The sequence below is a fragment of the Gymnodinialimonas sp. genome (genome assembly GCF_059726805.1).
On the sequence record NZ_AP041059.1, the window covers coordinates 1528493 to 1544935 of the forward strand.

The 16443-nt window shown below is 64.5% G+C and carries 18 protein-coding genes; 4 read left to right on the top strand and 14 right to left on the bottom strand.

The window, feature by feature from the left end:
- Positions 1-31: 31 nt before the first annotated feature.
- From AC6I9R_RS07535 to AC6I9R_RS07550, 4 genes are read right to left on the bottom strand one after another with little or no spacing between them, the layout of a single operon-like run.
- Positions 32-490, bottom strand: a complete 459-nt coding sequence (locus AC6I9R_RS07535; protein WP_461429354.1) for a rhodanese-like domain-containing protein — start codon at positions 488-490, stop codon at positions 32-34.
- Position 491: 1 nt separating this feature from the next.
- A complete protein-coding gene (locus AC6I9R_RS07540; RefSeq protein ID WP_461429355.1) occupies positions 492-1058 on the bottom strand; it encodes an SCO family protein in 567 nt (188 codons plus the stop codon).
- Positions 1055-1636 (bottom strand): hypothetical protein, encoded by a 582-nt coding sequence (locus tag AC6I9R_RS07545; protein ID WP_461429356.1) that lies wholly within the window; start codon positions 1634-1636, stop codon positions 1055-1057. Before AC6I9R_RS07545 ends, AC6I9R_RS07540 begins: the two co-directional genes overlap by 4 nt.
- 4 nt (positions 1637-1640) lie before the next feature.
- The gene (locus tag AC6I9R_RS07550) at positions 1641-2084 is read right to left on the bottom strand and encodes a hypothetical protein (protein ID WP_461429357.1); all 444 of its coding nucleotides are present in this window, start codon (positions 2082-2084) and stop codon (positions 1641-1643) included.
- Positions 2085-2206: 122 nt separating this feature from the next.
- On the opposite strand from AC6I9R_RS07550, the gene AC6I9R_RS07555 reads away from it, so the two are divergent.
- Entirely contained in the window at positions 2207-3085 is an 879-nt protein-coding gene (locus tag AC6I9R_RS07555; RefSeq protein WP_461429358.1) for a DMT family transporter, read from the top strand.
- On the opposite strand, the gene AC6I9R_RS07560 is transcribed toward AC6I9R_RS07555, so the two are convergent.
- The 3 genes from AC6I9R_RS07560 to AC6I9R_RS07570 form a co-directional block, all read right to left on the bottom strand.
- Positions 3082-3354, bottom strand: a complete 273-nt coding sequence (locus AC6I9R_RS07560; RefSeq protein ID WP_461429359.1) for a hypothetical protein — start codon at positions 3352-3354, stop codon at positions 3082-3084. The two genes, AC6I9R_RS07555 and AC6I9R_RS07560, sit on opposite strands and share 4 nt — an antisense overlap.
- Before the next feature lie 130 nt (positions 3355-3484).
- Positions 3485-4723, bottom strand: a complete 1239-nt coding sequence (locus tag AC6I9R_RS07565) for an aspartate kinase (protein ID WP_461429360.1) — start codon at positions 4721-4723, stop codon at positions 3485-3487.
- A gap of 149 nt (positions 4724-4872) precedes the next feature.
- The gene (locus AC6I9R_RS07570; protein ID WP_461429361.1) at positions 4873-5517 is read right to left on the bottom strand and encodes an SDR family oxidoreductase; all 645 of its coding nucleotides are present in this window, start codon (positions 5515-5517) and stop codon (positions 4873-4875) included.
- Positions 5518-5641: 124 nt separating this feature from the next.
- Between AC6I9R_RS07570 and AC6I9R_RS07575 the strand changes: the two genes are divergently transcribed.
- The gene (locus AC6I9R_RS07575) at positions 5642-6613 is read left to right on the top strand and encodes a threonine dehydratase (protein WP_461429362.1); all 972 of its coding nucleotides are present in this window, start codon (positions 5642-5644) and stop codon (positions 6611-6613) included.
- A gap of 56 nt (positions 6614-6669) precedes the next feature.
- On the opposite strand, the gene AC6I9R_RS07580 is transcribed toward AC6I9R_RS07575, so the two are convergent.
- The 4 genes from AC6I9R_RS07580 to glmU are packed head-to-tail and all read right to left on the bottom strand — an operon-like array spanning position 6670 to position 11132.
- Positions 6670-7353 carry a DNA alkylation repair protein gene (locus AC6I9R_RS07580; RefSeq protein WP_461429363.1) on the bottom strand — a complete coding sequence of 228 codons (684 nt, stop codon included), beginning with the start codon at positions 7351-7353 and terminating at the stop codon, positions 6670-6672.
- Positions 7350-7958: a GNAT family N-acetyltransferase gene (locus tag AC6I9R_RS07585; RefSeq protein ID WP_461429364.1), complete on the bottom strand. Its 609-nt coding sequence runs from the start codon at positions 7956-7958 to the stop codon at positions 7350-7352. The genes AC6I9R_RS07580 and AC6I9R_RS07585 overlap by 4 nt, the downstream gene beginning before the upstream one ends.
- Positions 7955-9763, bottom strand: a complete 1809-nt coding sequence (gene glmS / locus AC6I9R_RS07590) for a glutamine--fructose-6-phosphate transaminase (isomerizing) (protein WP_461429365.1) — start codon at positions 9761-9763, stop codon at positions 7955-7957. Before glmS ends, AC6I9R_RS07585 begins: the two co-directional genes overlap by 4 nt.
- A gap of 4 nt (positions 9764-9767) precedes the next feature.
- Complete coding sequence (glmU, locus tag AC6I9R_RS07595) at positions 9768-11132, bottom strand: bifunctional UDP-N-acetylglucosamine diphosphorylase/glucosamine-1-phosphate N-acetyltransferase GlmU (protein ID WP_461429366.1); 1365 nt, start codon at positions 11130-11132, stop codon at positions 9768-9770.
- 159 nt (positions 11133-11291) lie between these two features.
- On the opposite strand from glmU, the gene AC6I9R_RS07600 reads away from it, so the two are divergent.
- Both AC6I9R_RS07600 and AC6I9R_RS07605 read left to right on the top strand, forming a co-directional pair.
- Positions 11292-11957, top strand: coding sequence for an HAD hydrolase-like protein (locus AC6I9R_RS07600; RefSeq protein WP_461429367.1), 666 nt, complete (start codon positions 11292-11294; stop codon positions 11955-11957).
- A gap of 57 nt (positions 11958-12014) precedes the next feature.
- Positions 12015-13217 carry a DegT/DnrJ/EryC1/StrS family aminotransferase gene (locus tag AC6I9R_RS07605; RefSeq protein WP_461429368.1) on the top strand — a complete coding sequence of 401 codons (1203 nt, stop codon included), beginning with the start codon at positions 12015-12017 and terminating at the stop codon, positions 13215-13217.
- A 59-nt stretch (positions 13218-13276) separates the two neighbouring features.
- Here the strand turns inward: AC6I9R_RS07605 and AC6I9R_RS07610 are convergent, their stop codons facing one another.
- From AC6I9R_RS07610 to secG, 3 genes are all read right to left on the bottom strand, one after another.
- Positions 13277-13867, bottom strand: coding sequence for a porin family protein (locus tag AC6I9R_RS07610; RefSeq protein WP_461429369.1), 591 nt, complete (start codon positions 13865-13867; stop codon positions 13277-13279).
- A 184-nt stretch (positions 13868-14051) separates the two neighbouring features.
- A complete protein-coding gene (pyrG, locus tag AC6I9R_RS07615) occupies positions 14052-15695 on the bottom strand; it encodes a CTP synthase (protein ID WP_461429370.1) in 1644 nt (547 codons plus the stop codon).
- 187 nt (positions 15696-15882) lie between these two features.
- A complete protein-coding gene (gene secG, locus AC6I9R_RS07620) occupies positions 15883-16254 on the bottom strand; it encodes a preprotein translocase subunit SecG (protein WP_461429371.1) in 372 nt (123 codons plus the stop codon).
- Positions 16255-16443 lie beyond the last annotated feature (189 nt).

The following is a 16443-nucleotide window of genomic DNA, read 5'->3' on the forward strand; positions in this document are numbered from 1 at the left end:
GCAAGGGATTTGGCCCGCCTGGGGCCGGGCGTCAGCTTCGATCAACGGGCAGTCCTTCGTGTATCCAGCCGGGACCGGCGCCCGAGCCGAGCATGCCTTCGGGCACATCAATGATGTTGGTAAAGCCCGCCTCGGTCAGGCGATTGGTCAGCCGCGACGACCGCACACCGCGCGCGCAGATGAGCGCCACCGGCGCATCGGTGGCGCCCCCCGTCAGCGCCAGCAGCGCCTCCGCGAAATCCTCGCGCCGCATGTCGAGGCGGTGGCCGGGTGCCGGGCTGCCGGTGGCGGCCCATTCATCGGGGCGCCGGATGTCGATCAGCAAGATCTCACCGGCACTTGCCTGGTCATGGGCGGTGGTCACATCGATCTGAGTGTCGACGCCCTCCGACAGGGCGGCATAGAACAGGTTGCGGCCGTCGGTGGCGGCAAAACCGCCCGCCACAAGCAGCAGTGCGCCCGCGCCCAAAAGCACCCGTCTGCGGTTCATCTCAGCTGGCCCCGTCCAGATAGCCTGAGACGATCTGCGCCATCATCTCCGGGCCCAGGACCGGCGGCAGCAGGGTCAGGACGGTGCCCTCGCCGTCCAGAAGGTAGATGAAGGACCCGTGGGAAAACACGGTGCCATAGAACGGATCAACGAAAAGCTCTTCAAACTCAACCGAGTAGGCGTCGTATGCCACCTGCAGCTCTGCCTCGGTCCCCGTCAGGCCAACGAAATCCGGGTGGTGGACGTGAAGCGCTTCGGCCATCGTGTCCACCGTGTCACGCTCGGGGTCGACGGTGACGAGTACGGGCCGGATCGCCGTGCCGTCCGCTTCAAGGATGTCGACGATGGAGGCCATTGTCGGGAACACGGCCGAGCAGATCTCCTGGCAATTGGCGTAGCCGAAGAACAGCAACTGGTGCTGGCCATCGGGATCCGCCTCGGTCCGGGTCGCCCCGGTGTGATCGGTAAGCGTGAAGGCCCCGCCGAGGTCTTCCGTGAGGCTTTGGGCAGAGGCGGCCTGCGCGGACATCAAGCCCGCGCAGAGGATCATCAAGACGCGTGTGATCACCGGGTGATCTCCCAGGCTTCCTGCCAGGTCTCGCCGGTGCCGAGGTAGCCATCGGCCTCGATCAGCGCCAGCACGCGGGGGTCATTGCGATACCAGCGCCCGTCCTGGGCGGCGGCCTCGGGGAACTCCACTTCCCAGGCGTCGGTCCAGGTGTTGGCCGTGGTCCATTCCTCGTCGGTCAAAAGACGGATGCGCTGCACCAGGTAGACGTTGGTGGCGCCGACGTATTCGTCCTCGATCATCAGCCCGTCGACTTCGACCTCCATCTGACAGAACGGCGCCAGATCAACGGCGGCGCCGGTGAAGATGCCCTGGTTGTTCTTGTTGGGGTAGGTCAGCACGCCATCAGCCGCGCGCAACAGGCCCAACTGCCGACCGGTGCCGCAGGCGTTGTCGCAATCGCCCGCCACTTCGCAGAGCATGTCAACGACCGTGGCCTCGAACCGCGCAGGCTCTTCCCAGGCAAGGTTCCAGGACCGCGCCTCGGACCCTTCGGAGAACGGGCCTTCTTGGGCAGCCAAGGGTGTGCCCACTGCGAGGAGCGTAGCGAGGAGGGGTGGGAATGCTTTGAAGGTCATGGTCTCAGCCCTCCGGGTTGGGAATGGCGAAGCCGGGGATGACCCCGAAATCGGTGTGGTTGACGTTGGTGATGCCGTGGTCTTCCACGACCTCATCGACGACCAGGTAATTCAGCCCGTCGCGCGCAAAGACCTGGCCCGAGACGGTGATGTCGTGGGACGCCAGCTCCAACTGGGTCGCGCCCGAGGCGCTTTGATCGTCGCCGCCGATGGCCAGGATCATGTAGACCGTGCCGTCCTCGCCCAGAAGGCCCACGGGGATGCCGCCGGCGCTGCACCAGATTGCGCAGGTGTGATGCGCCGTGCCCTGGACCGCGTCGGGCCCGCCCATCACGCCCGAGAAATAGCACCAGGTGTCAATGACCTCTCCCCGGATCGTGGTGGCGTGGCCGTCCGCCAGCGCGGGCGCTCCTACCAGCAAAAGCGCGGCTGTAAGTATGTGTTTCATGGCTGATTTCTCTCTGTTGTCCCTTGCCATCGACGCTAGCAGGGCCGCCCCGCGATGTAGAATCACGTTTTTGCGCGAGGGGCCGCGTTGCCCTCCTGAACGGCTTGGGCTACCTGCCAGCCATGGATCAGGAACGCGCCACGATCTGGGCCACGATCATCGTCGTAGGCACCGGCCTTTTGTGGGGCTTTTACTGGATTCCGGTGCGCGAACTGGACGCCCTGGGCCTGCCCGGCGCCTGGGGCACCTTGGCCATTACCGGCGCGGCGGCGCTGGTCCTCGTCCCCTTCCTGGCCCGGCAGCCACGGGTCTTTCGACGCTCCGACAAGGGCGCCCTGGCGGCCATCGCCCTGGGGGGCGCTGCCTTTGCGCTCTATTCCATCGGGTTCGTCTATGGCCATGTCGCGATCATCATCCTGCTTTGGTACCTGACCCCGGTCTGGAGCACCCTGATCGCGCGATTTGTCATGGGGTGGGACACGCCCGGCCTGCGGCTGGTGGCCATCGGCTTTGGCCTCGTCGGCCTGATCGTCATGCTCAGCGCCGGTGGCGAGGTCCCGTTACCGCAAGGCATTGGCGAATGGATGGCCCTGGCGGCGGGCTTCCTGTGGTCGATCGCGACAACAGGCATTCGCGTGCGCCCCAAGGTGGCCCCGCTGGAGGCGGCGCTGGTCTTCGCCCTGGGCGCGGCGCTGACCTCTGCCGTACTGGCACCCACCCTCAGCGCCGCGCCGCAGGACGCCCAGTGGACGCTGGCCGCCCTCTGGGCGCTCGCCTCAGGGGCGCTCTTTTGGGGACCGGCCATGGCCTTGCTCTTATGGGCCACGATGCAGCTTGACCCGGCACGGGTCGGGATCCTGCTGATGTCCGAGGTTCTGGTGGGCGTCGCCTCCGCCGCGGTCATCGCGGGCGAAACCCTGAACCCGACCGAACTGATCGGCGGCGCGCTGGTGGTGGCCGCTGCCGTGCTGGAGGTTTGGCCGGTGAAGCGCCGCGGCTAGTCCTTCGGCCAGGTCCAGGCGATGGCCGACAGGTAATTGCCGCTTTCAACCGCCACCACGGTTGCGCGTTTGGGCCCGTATGCATCGGCGCGGCGCGGCCTCAGCACCTTGTTGCGATTATGCGCCCGGCGGGTCAGCCCCGACAGGGTGAGGACCATGAAAACCCCCTCACCGCGCAATGGAAGAGTATCCACCGTTTCCCACCCCTCTGCCAGGGCGTCGGCCAACATGGCGTGGGGGTCGCGCTTCAGGGGGGTGTCGTGCTTCATCCTGGGTCCCTTCACGGACGATAGGATCTACCTATCATTTGCTACGGGATAACATATATGCATGCAGGTGCAGCGTCGACAGACCTAAAGAGAAATTATTTCAGAATGCGGCGCCGGGCGGCCAGCCGCGTCAGGCCGCTTTTTCCAACCCGAAGGCATCGTGCAGCGCTTGCACGGCGAGCTCCATGTACTTGCGGTCGATCAGCACGCTGACCTTGATCTCGGAGGTGGTGATCACTTTAATGTTCACGCCCTCGTCGCGCAGCGTTTGGAACATCTTGGCGGCCACGCCGGCGTGGCTGCGCATCCCGATGCCCACGATGGACACCTTGGCCACGTCGGTATCAGCCACCAACCCGGCAAAGCCGATATCGCCCGACGCCTTGGCATCGGCCATCGCCTTTTCGGCCCGCGCGACCTCGCCCACGGGGCAGGAGAACGTCATATCGGTGATCCCGCCGTCCGAGATGTTCTGGACGATCATATCCACGTTCACACCCGCATCGGCCAGCGGCCCAAAGATCGCGGCGGCGATGCCGGGGCGGTCCTCGACCGATTGCAGGGTCATCTTCGCCTCATCGCGGGAATAGGCGACACCGGCCACAACGTTGGATTCCATGATATCCTCCTCGGCGCAGACAAGCGTGCCCGCATTATCCGACATTTCCTCAAATGATGACAGCACCCGCAGGCGCACCTTGTAACGCATCGCCAATTCGACCGAGCGGGTCTGGAGGACCTTCGCCCCCAAAGACGCCAGCTCCAACATCTCCTCAAACGAAATCTTTTCCAGCTTGCGCGCCTTCGTCGTGATGCGCGGGTCCGTGGTGTAGACCCCGTCGACGTCGGTGTAGATGTCACACCGCTCGGCGCCGAACGCCGCCGCAAAGGCCACGGCGGTCGTGTCCGACCCGCCGCGCCCCAGCGTGGTAATGCGCCCCTCGGGCGAGATGCCCTGGAAACCCGCGACCACGGCAACCTTCATGCCCTCGTCGAACTTGGTGTTCAGGTTGGCGGTGGGGATGTCTTCGATCCGGGCGCTGGCGTGGGCATCCGTCGTCAGAAGCGGCACCTGCCAGCCCTGCCAGGACCGCGCGGGCACTTCCATTTCCTGAAGCGTCAGGGCCATCAGGCCTGCGGTCACGTTCTCACCCGAAGAGACCACGGCGTCATACTCGCGGGCGTCATAAAACGGGCCCGTCTCTTCGACAAAACCCACGAGTTTGTTGGTCTCGCCCGACATGGCCGAGACGATGACGATGACGTCATAGCCGTTGGCCACCTCGCGGCCCACGCGCTTGGCGGCGCGGCGGATGCGGTCGAGCGTGGCGACAGAGGTGCCGCCGAATTTCATCACAAGAAGGGGCATATCTTTCCCTGGTTCGTTTGACCGCAGCCTTTATCGCTCCGCGCCCCGACCCGCAAGCCGGACCACGCCCCACAGCCTCCAACCCTCTCGATGCCGTAGGCCGCACATTCATTGTGCGGCACTGGAGCCCGTCTATCCTATGCCCCGCGCTAAAACGCCTGCGCGGTTCCGTCCCAGTTCAGGAAGGTGCCGGTGGTCGTCAGGCTCAGCTCCGCGATGCGCGCCGTCAGGCCGCTGACCGACTCCGCCACGCTGATCGCGGCGGCGTCGCTGCCCATATCGGTGCGCACCCAGCCCGGGTGATAAATCCCCACCGCGATGCCCTGCGGCTTTAGGTCCACAGCCAGGTTGCGCCCCAGGTTCAGCGCCGCCGCCTTGGAGGCGCGGTAGATTAACCCGTTGCCCCCGGCCTTGAGGGATGAGCCCATCTGGCTGGAGATGATCGCAATCTTCGGCGCGGGCGCGGCCTTCAGGTTCGGCAAAAGCGCCTGGACGGTCAGGAACACGCCCGTGACATTGGCCGCGAAGGTTTTGGCCCAAAGATCAGGCGCATAGCCGGTGGCGGTCACCTCGCCCTTGTCGAGGTAGACGCCCGCGTTGCAGATCAGCGTGTCCAGCGGCTGCCCGTCCAGCGTGGCAGCCAATGCAGTGATCGAGGCCGGGTCCGTCACATCCAGCGCCGCGCCCGTCGCCCCATCGCGGGAGGTGGCGATGACCGCCTCGCCCGCGTCCCGGTAGTGCTGCGCAAGACCCGCGCCAATGCCTCGGTTCGCGCCGGTGATTAGAATTGTCATTGCAGCTTCTCCCTTCATGAGTCAATCTATCGCGCAAACGCGTTAACTCTTTTATGATTATATAACAGTGACTTGAGGTGGTGCGCAAGCTTGAGCACCTCTTGATCCTGTGGAAAGTGGACCCATGAAGCTCACGATAGAAGACCTGCAAGAGGCCGCCCGCATCGTCTACACCCAGATGTCCCCCACACCTCAGTATGCCTGGCCGCAACTGGCCAAGCGGCTGGGATGCGAGGTCTGGGTGAAGCATGAGAACCACACCGCCACCGGCGCCTTCAAGCTGCGCGGGGCGATCACTTTCATGGACTGGCTGGTCAAGACCCACCCCGACGTGCCCGGCATCTGCACGGCGACACGCGGCAACCATGGGCAAGGCCAGGCCCGCGCGGCGGTCGCGGCGGGGCTGACCGCCAAGGTCTACGTGCCCCACGGCAACTCGGTCGAGAAGAACGAAGCCATGCGCGCCTTCGGGGCGGAAGTGATCGAGTTCGGCGAAGATTTCGACGCCGCCCGCCTGGAGGCGATCCGCGTGGCCGAGGCCGAGGGGCTGTTCATCGTGCCGCCCTTCAACGAAGCCATCGTGCGGGGCGTGGCGACCTACGCCTGGGAATTGCTGAGCGCGGTGCCGGACCTCGACACGATCTACGTGCCCATCGGCTGCGGCTCCGGCATCTGCGGCACCCTTCTGGCGCGCGACGCCCTGGGCCTGGAGTGTGACGTGGTGGGCGTGGTCAGCGAGAACGCCCAGACCGCGAAGCTGTCGGTGGAAGCAGGCCGTTTGATCGAGACCGAGAGCGCACGGACTTTTGCGGACGGCATGGCCGTGCGGGTGCCGTTCGAGCCCGCGTTCGAGATCTATTCCAAGGGGGCTGCGCGGATCATCACGGTGTCAGACGCGGAAGTGGCCGAGGCGATCCGGGTCTACTACCGCGACATCCATAACCTGGCCGAGGGCGCCGGCGCGGCGCCTCTGGCGGCCTTGATGCAGGAGAAGGACAGGATGGCGGGCAAGAAGGTTGGCGTCATTCTTTGCGGCGGCAACATCGACACGGAGTGGTTCCTGACCGTGATGTCCGGCGGTATCCCCGAGGTTTGAGACGGGGTCTGCGGGCAGGATTTGAGTTGTATTTGGCAAGATGAAGGGGAGGCGCCTCAGGGCAGGTAGCGCGCGGCCTCTTTCGCGGCGAAGGGCTTGAGGCGGGCCCCGTGTTGTTCAAGCCAGGCGCGCGCGGCGTTTTGATCACGTTTTGAGAGGTCGCGCAGCCACCAGGCGATGGCTTTCTGGATGAACCACTCCGAGTCTTCCGCCAACGCCTCGGCCCAGGTGAGGACGCGGGCGCGGGCAGCCACTTCGGTGGGTGAGGGGTGGCGGGATTTCACGAAGGGCAGGGTGAAGACAAAGGCCGCCCGGCGGGTCCAGAGGTGATCCGAGGTGGTCCATTCCTCAAGAAGATCGAGGCGGGTGGGATCCTGTACCAGCCGCTTCTGGGCGCCTTGGGCGACGGCATCGGCGATGGCCCAACTGTCGAATTGCGGCACAACGGAGGTGATCCACGCCCACGCGCGGGTGTCATCGGGGCGCATGCGGGCTTGCAGGAACAGCTTTCCGGCGGCGATGCGGGCCTCAAAAATATCCGTTTCCCAAAGGCCGTGGGCGAGGCGGACGCGAGCCTCAGGATTGGGCGCATCTTTGCGCCACCGGGTCGCCAACTCGCCGGTGATGGCGTTGGACAGCCCCAGATACTCGCGATCCGCCTTGTGGTAGGCGGCCATGCCTGCGGCCTTTTCTGGGTCGGCATGGGCGCGCAGGGCCTGGATCGCATCGTCAGGGGTCATCGCGGTTTGGCGATCTGCCAATCGAGGTGGCTACGGACCACGGGCCATTCAGGCGCCGTGACGGAATAGACGGCAGTGTCGCGGATCGTGCCATCCTGGCTGCGCAAATGCGCGCGCAGGATGCCATCGAACTGGGCGCCGAGGCGTTCAATGGCGCGGCGGGATTGTTGGTTCAGGCGGTGGGTGCGGAATTCGACTGCGAGACACCCCCAGACATCGAACGCATGGCCCAGGAGAAGCCGCTTGGCCTCGGTATTAAGCGGGCCGCGTTGGGCGTTCGGCCCGAGCCAGGTGGAACCGATTTCAACGCGCGGGGTGGCGTGGTCAATGTTCATATAGGTCGTCATGCCGACGGGCTTGCCCGTGGCATCGATCTGCGTGAAGGGGATCATCGTCCCGGCGTCCCGCTCGGCCAGGCGGCGGGTGATCTCGGCGGCCATGCCGTCCGCAGAGGGGATCGTCGTATACCAGAGCTTGTGCAACTGCCCGGCGGCGCTGGCCTGGGCTAGGGCATCGTGGTGATCCGGGCTGAGGGGGACGAGGCAAACGTGAGTACCTTCCAGCGTCAGATCGGTGGGGCCCAGTCTGGTGGAGGAAGACGTCATTCGACGGTAACCGACTTGGCGAGATTGCGCGGCTGGTCCACGTCGGTGCCTTTGTGAAGGGCGGTGTGGTAGGCGATCAGTTGGGCGGCCACGGCGTGGAGCATCGGGGCCAGGATTGGGTCCACCGTGGGCAGCACCAGCGTGGCCCAGGTGCCATCGCCGGCCTGGGCGGCACCCTGGGCATCGGTGATCAACCAGACCTTGCCGTCGCGCGCCATGACCTCTTGCATGTTGGACACCGTCTTGTCGAAAAGCGCGTCGCGCGGGGCGAAAACGATCACCGGGACGGTCTTGTCGATGAGCGCAATGGGGCCGTGCTTCAGCTCACCCGAGGCATAGCCCTCGGCATGGATATAGCTGATTTCCTTGAGCTTGAGCGCGCCTTCCATGGCCAGTGGGAACATCGCGCCGCGGCCCAGGAATAGCACCGATTTGGCCTCGGCCAAACGGTGGGTGCGCTTGGCGATCTTGTCTTCCAGCGCCAGCGCCTGATTGATCAGGCCGGGCATGCCGCGCAGGGTTTCCAGCAACTCCGCCTCGCGCGCCGCGTCGATCTTGCCGCGTTGGCGGGCGGCGAGAATGGCCAGGTTGGCCAGAACGCCCAACTGGTTCATGAACGCCTTGGTGGAAGCCACCCCGACCTCAACCCCGGCCAGGATCGGCAGCGTCACATCGGATTCCCGCGCGATCGAGGACGTCGGCACATTGACCACGGAGACGACGCGGCCGACCTTCTCTTTCACGTAGCGCAGGGCTGCGAGGGTATCTGCCGTCTCTCCGGATTGGCTGACGAAAAGCGCCGTCGCCTTTTCCGAGACCGGCGGTTCGCGGTAGCGGAACTCGGACGCGATATCGACGTCGCAGGGGATGCCTGCGAGTTGCTCGAACCAATATTTGGCCACGGCGCAGGCGTAGTAGGCGGTGCCGCAGGCGACGAAAATCATTCGGTCCGTCTGGGTGAAGTCGAGCGGTTGTGGCAGGGCCACGCCGTTGTCATCGGAGTAGAACGCCAGGCAATCGGCGAGCACCACGGGCTGTTCGAAAACTTCCTTGGCCATGAAGTGCTTATGGCCGCCCTTGTCCAGCTGCGCCGACAAAGTCGGGACGTTGTGCATCTCGCGGTTCGCCAGGGAGCCGTTCGCGTCGTAAATCTCGGCGCCGGCGCGGGAGACGAAGGCATAATCGCCTTCCTCCAGATAGGTGATGAGGGGGGTCATGGGGCTGAGCGCGATGGCGTCGGAGCCCACGAACATCTCGCCCTCGCCGTGCCCGATGGCCAGTGGAGAGCCCATGCGCGCGGCGACGATCAGGTCTTCTTCGCCGTGGAACAGGAACGCCAAGGCATAGGCGCCTTCCAGGTTTTTCAGCGTTTCCACTGCCGCCTCGCGCGGGGAAAGGCCCTGATCGAGGAAATCCTCGCAAAGCTGCGCCACGGTTTCGGTGTCGGTCTGGGTCACAAAGGTGCGGTGGGGCAGGCGCGCGCGCAACTCTTTATAGTTCTCGATGATGCCGTTGTGCACGACCGCGACGCGGCCCGCCTGATGGGGGTGTGCGTTGGTGACTGTGGGGGCGCCATGGGTCGCCCAACGGGTGTGGCCGATGCCGGATTTGCCCGCCAGCGGATCATGGACCAGCGCGTCGGACAGGTTCACCAGCTTGCCCACGGCGCGGCGTCTGTCCAGCACACCATCCTGCACCGTGGCGATCCCGGCACTGTCGTAGCCGCGATATTCCAGGCGTTTCAGCGCCTCCACCAGGATTGGTGCAACCTCGTGGTTGCCCAAGACGCCAACGATTCCACACATGTCGTTAGTCCTTTGACTTTGCTAGCTTAATGGCGTTGAGCCGGTCGCGCAGTTTTACTGCAAGGCCAGGCTTATTCACTTGTTTGGCGCGGCTGATGGCCAAGGCGCCGTCGGGAATATCTTCGGTGATGGTCGAGCCGCTGGCCGTCATCGCGCGCGCGCCGACGGTGACGGGGGCGACCAGCATGGTGTCGGAGCCGATGAAGGCATCGGCGCCGATCGTGGTATGGTGCTTCATGACGCCGTCGTAATTGCAGGTGACGGTGCCCGCGCCGATATTGGCCCGCTCGCCCACGCTCGCATCGCCGATGTAGGAGAGGTGATTGACCTTCGCGCCCTCGGCGATCTGGGCCTGCTTGACCTCAACAAAATTGCCGATCCGCGCGTCATTGGCGATTTCCGCGCCGGGGCGCAGCCGCGCATATGGGCCGACGGTGGCGCCCGCGCTGACATGGCAGCCTTCCAGGTGGGAAAACGCGCGGATCTGCGCGCCGGATTCAACGGTTACGCCAGGGGCGAAAACGACATAGGGCTCGATCACCGCGTCGCGACCGATGTGGGTGTCGAGGGCGAAATGTACGGTGTCCGGGGCCTGCATGGTGACGCCTGCATCGATCAGCTCAGCCCTGCGCTGATCTTGAAACTGCCGCTCGGCCCGCGCAAGTTCGGCTCGGGAATTGATGCCGATGGTCTCGGACGGATCGCAGGCGATGGCTGTGGCCTTGAGGCCCGCCTTGTTGGCCAGTTCGGGCACATCCGTCAGGTAATATTCGCCCGAAGCATTGTCGTTGGTGATTTGTTGTAGAAGCTCCATGAGCGTGGCCGCATCGGCGCAGAGCACGCCGGAGTTGCAGAAGGTGATTGCCCGCTCCTCCTCCGTCGCGTCCTTGAACTCGACGATCTTTTGCAGGGAGTCCCCGTCCATCACCAGCCGCCCGTAGCGACCCGGATCGTCCGGGTGGAACCCCAGCATCACCACGTCATGGGCCGCGCGCGCGATGCGCATGGCCTGCAATGTCTCGGCGGTGAAGAAGGGGCTGTCCCCGTAGAGGACCATCGCGTCGCCGTCGAAATCCCTAAGCGCGTCTGCCGCCTGAAGGACGGCGTGGCCGGTGCCCAGTTGCGGGGACTGGCGCACGCAGGTGGCCTCGGGCGCGATGTCTTCCAGCGCCGCTTCCACCTGGTCGGCGCCGTGGCCGGTCACCACGATCAGGCGCGCGGGCTCCAACGCCGCGCCCGCCGCGATGGTATGGGCGACCAGGGGCGCGCATCCCAGCAGGTGCAGAGGTTTGGGCAGATCGGAGTTCATCCGAGTGCCCGCACCCGCCGCAAGTACGATCAGGGCAAGGGGGCGAGATGTGGCCTGCATGAAACGTCTTTCCTTCGCGTTTGCAGCCTATTACCTCTGCAAGGACCCGGGGCAAACCCCCGATACGTTCAAATTGGCCGACAAGCTGTAATAGCAGTGGGCGGAAAGACGCCGAAAGGCCGGGATGGGACTGAATGCCGAGTGCGGCTGAGGGCAGTGATGCGAACAATCGTTTTTGACCTGGATGGAACCCTGGCCGACACGGCGGGCGATTTGATCGCCTCGGCCAATGCGGCCCTGGCCGAGCTGGGGCATCCGCCGCAACTGGTGATGGGCGCCGATGACGCGACGGCCTTCGCGGGCGGTCGCGCGATGCTGCGGCTGGCGGCGGACCGGATGGGGCTGGACGACGCGGAAGGCTTGGCGGACGCTGGGTATCAGCCGCTGCTTGATGCCTATGGTCGCGACATCGACGTCCACACGACGCTTTATGACGGCGCGGTCGCGGCAGTGGACCGCCTGCGCGCGCGCGGCGATGCGACGGGCATTTGCACCAACAAACCCGAGGGCTTGGCGATCGAGCTGATCGCGCGTCTAGGCCTGACCGACAGGTTCCCGGCCCTCGTAGGTGCAGGCACGCTGGACAAGAATAAACCCCATGCCGAGCCCTTGTGGGAGACGGTCGCACGCCTTGGCGGCTCGGCTGGGAATGCGGTGCTGATCGGTGACACGGTGACGGATCGCAAGACGGCGCTCGCGGCAGGTGTGCCCTGCATTCTGGTGACGTTCGGCCCCACCGGGCGCGCGGTGGAAGACCTCAACCCCGAGGGTCTGCTTGATCACTACGACGATCTGGAGCGTGTCATCGCCCAGGTGCTGGCCTGACCGATTGAGCCGCTTTGGCCCATTGACGCGGGCCCGCTTTGGACCAATCTTTGCGCCATGACACAGACAGTTTTCACCGGCAATTTCACCCAGCAGGAACCGATCCCCGAGGCCGCGATTGATGCGGCGGTGGCGGTGATGCGCTCGGGGCGCTTGCACCGCTACAACACTGCCCCCGATGATGACGGCGAAGTCGCCAAGCTGGAGCAGGAATTCGCGGCCTCCGTCGGCGCGAAGTATTGCCTTGCGGTGGCCTCGGGTGGCTATGCGATGGGGGCGGCCCTGCGCGCCGTGGGCGTCGGCCCGGGCGACAAGGTGCTGACCAACGGCTTCACGCTCGCCCCGGTGCCCGGCGCGATTGCGGCGGTGAACGCCGAGCCGGTATTCGTGGAAGTGACCGAGGCGCTGGTGATCGACCTGGAGGATCTGGCCGCGAAAGCCGAGGCCTCGGGCGCGCGCGTCTTGCTGCTGAGCCACATGCGCGGGCACCTGTGCGACATGGACCGCCTGATGGAGATCTGTGACGCCGCAGGCATTACAGTGATCGAGGATTGCGCCCATACCATGGGCGGCGCCTGGCGCGGCGTGCCGTCGGGGCGGCACGGGCTGTTCGGGTGTTATTCCACGCAGACCTACAAGCACATCAATTCCGGTGAGGGCGGTCTGCTGGTCACCGATGATGCCGAGATGATGGCGAAAGCGATCATGTTATCAGGCTCTTACATGTTGTTTGAGCGACACACGGCGGCTCCGGCGCTGGAGGTGTTTGCCGAGGTGAAATACGTAACGCCCAATGTCTCGGGGCGGATGGACAACCTGCGCGCCGCGATCCTGCGCCCGCAGTTGGCCGATCTGCCCGCGCAGGTGGCGCGCTGGAACGCGCTCTACCACGCGGTGGAGGAGGGGCTGCGCAACACGCCGGGCCTGCAGGTGATTGAACGCCCCGATGAAGAGAGCATCGTCGGCTCGTCCATTCAGGTGCTGCTGCCGGGGATCGCGCCCGCCGCGATTGAGGCCGTTGTCGCTGGCTGCAAAGCCCGGGGGGTGGAGTTGAAATGGTTCGGCGCGCCGGAGCCTGCGGCCTTCACGTCCCGCTATGACAGCTGGCGCTACGCGCCCGCGCAGGTGTTGCCAAAGACAGACCGCATCCTTGCAGGCCTCTTGGATATGCGCCTGCCGCTGACCTTCTCGGTCGCGGATGCGCGGGTGATCGCGGAGATCATCCGGGATGAGGTGCTGAGCATCCATGCCACTGTGTGACGTCCACGAAATAGCCCGCGTCTTACGACACGGGCTATGCTTGCCTTTGGAGTGACCCCTTAGAAGTGCAGCGCAACCCCAAGGCCGACGGCGTTGGCGTCGATCTGTGCGTCACCCGCGATGCCAGGCAGGGTGCCCGCCTCGGGGTTCATGTGGGTCGACGTGTAGTCGAGGCGAACCGAAACGTTGTCGTTCAGCAGCATCTCGACCCCGATGCCGTAAACCAGACCATCGGCAGAGCCATCGGTGGAGATCCCGGCAGCGGCGCTGTAGTTCACCATCTGGTAGCCGAGCGAGCCGTAGACCAAGGCGCTGCCGATCGCGTAGCCGCCGCGGACGCGGGCGTTGATCACGTTGTCAAACTCGAAATCCGGGTTGCCAAGGGCGGTCTGGAACGCCGTGGGACCGCTGATGCCAACCTCTGCGCCGACCACGAAGTTGCTGCCAACCGCATAGTTGTAGCCGCCGTAGGCCCCGAAACCGGTGCCTTCCTGCAGCGGCACCATCGAGGTGGAATTGTCGAACTCAGGCGAGATGATGTTGGTGGCGAAACCGGCATAGAACCCGGTCCACTGGCTTGCGTCCTGCGCGCTCGCGCCCGATGCCGCAACGGCGGTGGCGAGGGTGAGGGCTGTGATCGTGAGGCGCATGGGCAGGTCCTTTATTCGTTCTGTTCGCGGTGCTCGAATCCGCTTTCATTTACCTTAACGCGCCCGCACCAACCGGAAAAGCCGTAGCATTTTCACAACTGCGTTTTCGGCGGATTGCGGCAGGAATGTGGCACCATAGGCCCAACCTCGGCGTAACCTATTGATATTTCGTTAACTCAGGTCCTCAAACGAGGCGCGAGTTCTCCTTTGCCGCGCGCACAAAATCGCGAAACAGCGGGTGCGGCGCGAAGGGTTTTGACTTCAGCTCGGGATGGAACTGCACGCCGATGAACCAGGGGTGGTCCTTCACTTCGACAATCTCGGGCAGCGCGCCGTCCGGTGACATGCCCGAGAAGATCAGGCCCTTGTCCTCCAACGCCTCGCGGTACTTTGTGTCGACCTCGTAGCGGTGGCGGTGACGCTCTTCGATGGTGGTCGTCCCATAAGCCTCCGCCACGCGGGACCCTTCCGTCAGCACCGCATCATAGGCGCCCAGACGCATAGTGCCGCCCTTGTCGTCACCCACTTTGCGTTCCACCTTGTGGTTGCCCTGCACCCATTCCTTGAGGTGGTAAACAACTGGTGTAAAACGCTTTTTCCCGGCCTCGTGGTCAAATTCCTCGGACCCTGCGTCGCCCAGATCGGCCAGGTTGCGCGCCGCCTCGATCACCGCCATCTGCATGCCCAGACAAATCCCGAGGTAGGGGATCATCCGGGTCCGCGCGAACTCGGCGGCCTTGATCTTGCCTTCGGTACCGCGCTCGCCAAAGCCGCCGGGCACCAGAATGGCGTGGAAGCCTTCAAGATGCGGCGCGATCTCTTCCCGTTCGAAAATCTCGGCGTCGACCCACTCGATACTGACCTTCACCCGGTTCGCCATGCCGCCATGGGTCAGCGCCTCGGCGATGGATTTATAGGCGTCTTCGAGCTGCGTGTATTTGCCGACGATGGCGACCTTCACCTCACCTTCGGGGTTGTTGATCCGGTCGGCCACATCTTCCCAGACGCTCAGGTTGGGCTTCGGCGCGGGGGTGATCCCGAAGGCGTCCAGCACGGCCTGATCCAGCCCCTCGCGGTGGTAGGCCAGCGGCGCGGTATAGATCGACGACAGGTCCTGCGCGGCGATCACCGCATCGGGGCGCACGTTACAGAACAGCGCCAGCTTTTCACGCTCTTTCTCCGGGATCGGCCCCTCGGACCGGCACACCAGGATGTCGGGCGCGAGGCCGATGGAGCGGAGTTCCTTGACGCTGTGCTGGGTGGGCTTGGTCTTCAACTCTCCGCTGGCCTTGATGAACGGCAGCAGCGTGAGGTGCATGAAAATGCACTGACCGCGCGCCTTGTCCTGGCTGAACTGGCGGATTGCCTCGAAGAACGGCAGGCCCTCGATATCGCCGACGGTGCCCCCAATCTCGCAGAGCATGAAGTCGACGTCATCTTCCCCGATATTGATGAAGTCTTTGATTTCATTGGTCACATGGGGGATCACCTGGATCGTCTTGCCCAGGTAGTCACCGCGCCGCTCTTTCTCCAGCACGTTGGTGTAGATGCGCCCGGACGAGATGGAGTCGGTCTTCGATGCAGGGACGCCGGTGAATCGTTCGTAGTGGCCAAGGTCGAGATCCGTCTCGGCGCCATCGTCGGTGACGAACACCTCGCCATGCTCAAACGGCGACATCGTGCCGGGGTCGACGTTCAGGTAAGGGTCCAGCTTGCGCAGGCGAACAGAGAAACCACGCGCCTGCAACAACGCGCCTAATGCCGCCGAAGCAAGACCTTTGCCAAGCGACGAGACCACACCGCCGGTGATGAAAATGAAACGCGCCATGGCTGTTGGGTCCCCCGTGCCGATGGTTGAGGCCGCTCGGGGACCACTCCATCATTGCTATTATCACGGGATTTGAGAGTACCCGGATTCGGCCCCGTCGCACAAGACCAGAGCCGTCTTTTGACGCAATATTATGTGGAAAGCCCCTTCGCGCCCCCGAAATCGAGTAGGGCGAAGGGGTTAGGTGTTACTCCGAGACCGGCGGCAGAGCCGGACCATCGGTGCCGATGGGCGGCAACATCTGATCAATCGGCGGCAGTGCGCTGTCGGCCTCTCCTTCAACCGGGGGCAGACCGCCCAGATCGTCCAGAAGGGACGAGCCCGAAGAGTTCTGTGCCGCGATGATCGTCAGCGCGATCGACGTGCAGAGGAAGGCAATGGCGAAAAACCAAGTCAGCTTGCCCAGGGCAGTCGCCGCCTGGCGCCCCGTCATGACGCCGCCGCCGCCACCACCGCCGCCGCCCATGCCCAGACCGCCCCCTTCGGAGCGTTGCAGCAACACGACACCGATCAGGCAGATCGCCAGGATCAAGTGAATGACGAGGATGACGTTTTCCATGTTCCGGCCTTATCCCATCGACCACATCTCTGGTCCGCGCCTCACATATGAGATGCGACAGGGGGCCGCAAGGGTATCTCCCCCCAACAAAGACATGATTCCTAAACTGTGTTCGACGCTATTGGTTTCATATGCAGCTAATCGGCGCAATCCGCTGCAGGGTGGTGCTGTTTGGGTTAACAAAACGTA

Excerpts from the sequence above, each read along its gene's own strand:
- AC6I9R_RS07535 (WP_461429354.1), bottom strand. The coding sequence starts at position 490 with ATGAACCGCAGACGGGTGCTTTTGGGCGCGGGCGCACTGCTGCTTGTG.
- AC6I9R_RS07545 (WP_461429356.1), bottom strand. The coding sequence starts at position 1,636 with ATGACCTTCAAAGCATTCCCACCCCTCCTCGCTACGCTCCTCGCAGTG.
- AC6I9R_RS07550 (WP_461429357.1), bottom strand. The coding sequence starts at position 2,084 with ATGAAACACATACTTACAGCCGCGCTTTTGCTGGTAGGAGCGCCCGCG.
- AC6I9R_RS07555 (WP_461429358.1), top strand. The coding sequence starts at position 2,207 with ATGGATCAGGAACGCGCCACGATCTGGGCCACGATCATCGTCGTAGGC.
- AC6I9R_RS07560 (WP_461429359.1), bottom strand. The coding sequence starts at position 3,354 with ATGAAGCACGACACCCCCCTGAAGCGCGACCCCCACGCCATGTTGGCC.
- AC6I9R_RS07565 (WP_461429360.1), bottom strand. The coding sequence starts at position 4,723 with ATGCCCCTTCTTGTGATGAAATTCGGCGGCACCTCTGTCGCCACGCTC.
- AC6I9R_RS07570 (WP_461429361.1), bottom strand. The coding sequence starts at position 5,517 with ATGACAATTCTAATCACCGGCGCGAACCGAGGCATTGGCGCGGGTCTT.
- AC6I9R_RS07575 (WP_461429362.1), top strand. The coding sequence starts at position 5,642 with ATGAAGCTCACGATAGAAGACCTGCAAGAGGCCGCCCGCATCGTCTAC.
- AC6I9R_RS07580 (WP_461429363.1), bottom strand. The coding sequence starts at position 7,353 with ATGACCCCTGACGATGCGATCCAGGCCCTGCGCGCCCATGCCGACCCA.
- AC6I9R_RS07585 (WP_461429364.1), bottom strand. The coding sequence starts at position 7,958 with ATGACGTCTTCCTCCACCAGACTGGGCCCCACCGATCTGACGCTGGAA.
- glmS (WP_461429365.1), bottom strand. The coding sequence starts at position 9,763 with ATGTGTGGAATCGTTGGCGTCTTGGGCAACCACGAGGTTGCACCAATC.
- glmU (WP_461429366.1), bottom strand. The coding sequence starts at position 11,132 with ATGCAGGCCACATCTCGCCCCCTTGCCCTGATCGTACTTGCGGCGGGT.
- AC6I9R_RS07600 (WP_461429367.1), top strand. The coding sequence starts at position 11,292 with ATGCGAACAATCGTTTTTGACCTGGATGGAACCCTGGCCGACACGGCG.
- AC6I9R_RS07605 (WP_461429368.1), top strand. The coding sequence starts at position 12,015 with ATGACACAGACAGTTTTCACCGGCAATTTCACCCAGCAGGAACCGATC.
- AC6I9R_RS07610 (WP_461429369.1), bottom strand. The coding sequence starts at position 13,867 with ATGCGCCTCACGATCACAGCCCTCACCCTCGCCACCGCCGTTGCGGCA.
- pyrG (WP_461429370.1), bottom strand. The coding sequence starts at position 15,695 with ATGGCGCGTTTCATTTTCATCACCGGCGGTGTGGTCTCGTCGCTTGGC.
- secG (WP_461429371.1), bottom strand. The coding sequence starts at position 16,254 with ATGGAAAACGTCATCCTCGTCATTCACTTGATCCTGGCGATCTGCCTG.